The sequence below is a fragment of the Streptomyces sp. SID14478 genome, from assembly GCF_010548525.1.
In the GTDB taxonomy this organism is placed as follows: Bacteria; Actinomycetota; Actinomycetes; order Streptomycetales; family Streptomycetaceae; genus Streptomyces.
On sequence record NZ_JAAGMG010000447.1, the window covers coordinates 1 to 3,753 of the forward strand.

The 3,753-nt window shown below is 72.0% G+C and carries 4 protein-coding genes; 2 read left to right on the top strand and 2 right to left on the bottom strand.

Going from position 1 to position 3,753, the window contains the following annotated elements; all coding sequences use genetic code 11:
• On the bottom strand, positions 1-1,161 hold a 1,161-nt coding region (locus G3I40_RS15095), incomplete at its 3' end, for a glycosyltransferase family 4 protein (RefSeq protein ID WP_203644097.1).
• Between the two features lie 161 nt (positions 1,162-1,322).
• Between G3I40_RS15095 and G3I40_RS15100 the strand changes: the two genes are divergently transcribed.
• Positions 1,323-1,943 (top strand): TetR family transcriptional regulator, encoded by a 621-nt coding sequence (locus G3I40_RS15100; protein WP_164302687.1) that lies wholly within the window; start codon positions 1,323-1,325, stop codon positions 1,941-1,943.
• Between the two features lie 175 nt (positions 1,944-2,118).
• Positions 2,119-2,703 carry a response regulator transcription factor gene (locus G3I40_RS15105; RefSeq protein WP_343244935.1) on the top strand — a complete coding sequence of 195 codons (585 nt, stop codon included), beginning with the start codon at positions 2,119-2,121 and terminating at the stop codon, positions 2,701-2,703.
• Here G3I40_RS15105 and G3I40_RS15110 read toward each other — a convergent pair.
• The coding region (locus G3I40_RS15110; protein ID WP_164302689.1) for an ABC transporter ATP-binding protein at positions 2,698-3,753 on the bottom strand (1,056 nt) is incomplete at its 5' end. The genes G3I40_RS15105 and G3I40_RS15110 overlap by 6 nt on opposite strands.

Sequence of the window (3,753 nt, forward strand, 5' to 3'; positions counted from 1 at the left end):
CAGGGCGGCGGCGAGCGCGCCGGGGTCGGCGGTCGGCACCGACAGGCAGGTCTCCCCGTCGGGCCCGGCGACCTCGGGGATCGCGCCGCCGGTGGTCGCGACCAGCGGGGTGCCGGTGGCCATGGCCTCGGCGGCGGGCAGCGAGAAGCCTTCGTAGAGGGAGGGCACGCAGGCGACCTGCGCCGAGCGCACCAGGTCGACGAGTTCCTGGTCGGTGATGCCCTTGACGAATTCGACGGCGTCTTCGAGTCCGTACCGCTCGATGGCCTGGGCGACGGGGCCGTCCTCGGCGCGCTTGCCGACGACGACGAGATGCGCCTCGGGCTGCTCGGCCCGCACCTTGGCGAGCGCCTCGACGAGGTACACGAGCCCCTTGAGCGGCACGTCGGCGCTGGAGGTCGTCACGATCCGTCCCGGCACTTCCGCCACGGCGGGATTCGGCGAGAAGAGGTCGGTGTCGGCGCCGATGTGGACGACGCCGATCCGCTCCGGGCGCACCCCGAGGTGCTCGACGATCTCGTCGCGGGAGGTGCCGGAGACGGTGAGCACGGACGGCAGGCGGCGCGCGACGCGCTTCTGCATGCGCGTGAACGCGTACCAGCGGCGCTTGGACATCCGCTGCCGCCAGTTCTCGGCGGCGTCCAGCTCCAGCTGCCGGTCGACGGTGATGGGGTGGTGGATGGTGGTGACGAGGGGGGCGCCCAGCGAGGAGGGGCCGCCCAACAGGCCGTAGCCGAGCGTCTGGTTGTCGTGCACCACGTCGAACTCGCCGCGCCGCGCCCGCAGATGACGGCCGGCCCGCAGGGAGAACGTCAGCGGCTCCGGAAAACCGCCGGTCCACATCGCCCCGACTTCGAGGGCGTCGATCCAGTCGCGGTACTCGTCGCGCTTCGGGGTACGGAAAGGGTCGGGGCTGCGGTACAGGTCGAGGCTGGGCAGCTCGGTCAGCGACAGGCCGTCGAGGCCCTCGTCCAGGACCGGGTACGGCTGGGAGCCGATGACCTCGACGCGGTGCCCCAGCCGGGCCAGCTCGCGGGAGAGGTGACGGACGTACACGCCTTGGCCACCGCAGAACGGGTTGCCCTTGTACGTGAGGAGAGCGATGCGCAACGACTCCGCGGTCACTCCAGGCCACCCTTCTCCCTGCTTGCCCGTGGACATCCCTGCCTGCCCGTGGACACTACGCGGGGACGCTAATCTAGAACAAGTTTCAGACTTGATCGTTCAATGAGCATCGAATCTACCGGCAGGTAGGCAGGCTGCCACCGGTGGATCGGGTGATTCACGCCACGGCCGGGACGACGGGACACGGAAGCGAACTGATGACAGCTCCGGACGCCAGAAGCAGCACCACCCAGGGCGGCCCCGCGCTCACCGAGCGGCAGGAGGCGCGGCGGCGCCGCATCCTGCACGCGAGCGCCCAGCTGGCGGCCCGCGGCGGCTTCGACGCGGTGCAGATGCGGGAGGTCGCCGAGTCCTCGCAGGTCGCTCTCGGCACGCTGTACCGCTACTTCCCGAGCAAGGTGCACCTGCTGGTCGCCACCATGCAGGACCAGCTGCAGCACATGCACACCACGGTCCGCAAGCGCCCGCCGTCCTCGGACGCACCCGCCGAGCGGGTCGCCGAGACGCTGATGCGGGCCTTTCGCGCGCTGCAGCGCGAGCCGCACCTGGCGGACGCGATGGTGCGCGCGCTGACCTTCGCGGACCGCAGCGTGAGCCCCGAGGTCGACCAGGTGTCGCGGCAGACGACGGCGATCATCCTGGACGCGATGGAGCTCGACGACCCCACCCCCGCGCAGCTGTCGGCGGTCCGGGTCATCGAGCACACCTGGCACTCGGCGCTCATCACCTGGCTGTCGGGCCGGGCCTCGATCGCGCAGGTCAAGATCGACATCGAGACGGTCTGCAAACTGATCGACCTGACGGCGCCGAAGAGCTGACCGGCCCGCCCGCGCCGCGGGAGCGGCCGGGGCATTCCTGTCCTGGCCATTCTTCTCGTCGTCTTGGCCATTCTTCTCTTGGCCAGTTCTGCCAGTTCGCAACGGGGAACCCGTCGCTTCAATTGTTCAGGCAATGAACGGGGCGGCGGGGGCGGAACTCACGGAGGGGGCAGACGTGATCCGGGTACTTCTCGTGCACGATTCCTGCCTGATGCGTTCGGCATTGGCCGAACGCCTCGCGAAGGAAACGGATTTGGAGGTGCATCACACGCCGTGGCGCAGCGCACCGGGGAGGGCGGACGCGCTGAGTCCGCAGATATGCGTCGCGGATCTGGAATGCGACGGTACCTACGGGATACCGCCGCTCGGCGAGCTGCGGTGCGGGCTGGTGGTGCTGGCCACCCCGGCCCGGCCCGGACTGCTGCGCCGGGCCATGGAGGCGCACGCGCTCGGCTACGTCGACAAGGCGAGCCCGGTGGAACGGCTCCTGACGGGCATCAGACAGGCGGCCCACGGTAAGCGCTTCGTCGACGACTCGCTGGGATTCGGGTTCCTCAAAGCGGCCCAGAATCCTTTGACACGGCGGGAGTTGAGTGTGCTGACGCTCGCTGCCGAAGGGGCGTCGGTCGCCGAGATAGCCGGCAGTCTGCACCTGTCGAACGGGACGGTGCGCAACTACATGGCGGCCATCACCCGCAAGGTCGGGGCCCGCAACCGGGTCGACGCGATCCGCATCTCCCGGGGCGAGGGCTGGTTATGAGACCTCCTCGGCCACCGCGGGCACCTCCCACGCCCCCGCCAGGTCGCGGTAGAGCGGAGAGCGTGCGAGCAGCTCCTCGTGGCTGCCGCAGACGGTGCGCGGGCCGTCCATGACGAGGGTCCGCGCGGCCCGGTGCGCCGAGCTGATCCGGTGGGCGACCACGATCAGCGTCCCACCGGGCCGGGCGGCGAAGGCCCGCTCCGCGCGGCCCTCCGCCGCCGGGTCGAGGTGGCAGGTCGCCTCGTCGAGCACGGCGAGCGGCGCGGGCGAGAGGTAGGCGCGGGTCAGCGCGATCAGCTGCCGCTCCCCCGCCGAGAGCACGGTCGGGTCGACGGGGGCGTCCGGGCCGCCGAGCCGGTCGCTGAGCGCGCTCAGCCCGACGGCGTCGGCGGCCGCGCGCAGTTCGTCGTCGGGCACGGCGTCGGTGCGCAGGTAGCAGAGGTTGGCCCGCAGCGAGTCGCTGAAGACGTACGCCTCCTGCGGGATCAGCACGCGCTGTGCCACGGCGCCCGGGGAGCGGGCGGGCATCCCGTGCACCCGGATGTCGCCGCCCTGGGGCACGAGGACGCCGGCGACGAGGCCCGCCAGGGTCGACTTGCCGATGCCGCTGGGCCCTACGACGGCGAGATGGCCGCCCCGGGGCACGGTCAGGTCGAGGCCGTCCAGCACCGGGTCGGCGCCGGGACCGTAGGCGAAGGTCAGCGCGGAGACGGTGAGGGCCGGGGCGCCGGGCGCCTCGGGCGCCGGCCGCTCGGGTTCGGCGGGCTGTCCTGGCACCTCGTACAGCAGGCGGCGTACCACGACCGCGAGGCGGGAGCCGCCGACGCCGAGGCCGTGCACGAGGTTGGCGAGGGCGGGCAGCAGGGCCTGGGTGACGTAGGCGAGGGCCCCCACCAGCGCCCCGGGTGTCACTCCGTGGTCGAGGGTCCACGGCGCGGTCACCAGGAGCAGCAGCAGCGGCAGTTGGCCGCCGATGCCCAGGGCGAGCACCCGCAGGACCGCCCACCGGGCCAGGGCGCGCGAGGTGCGGTAGCCGCGGTCGACGAGGGC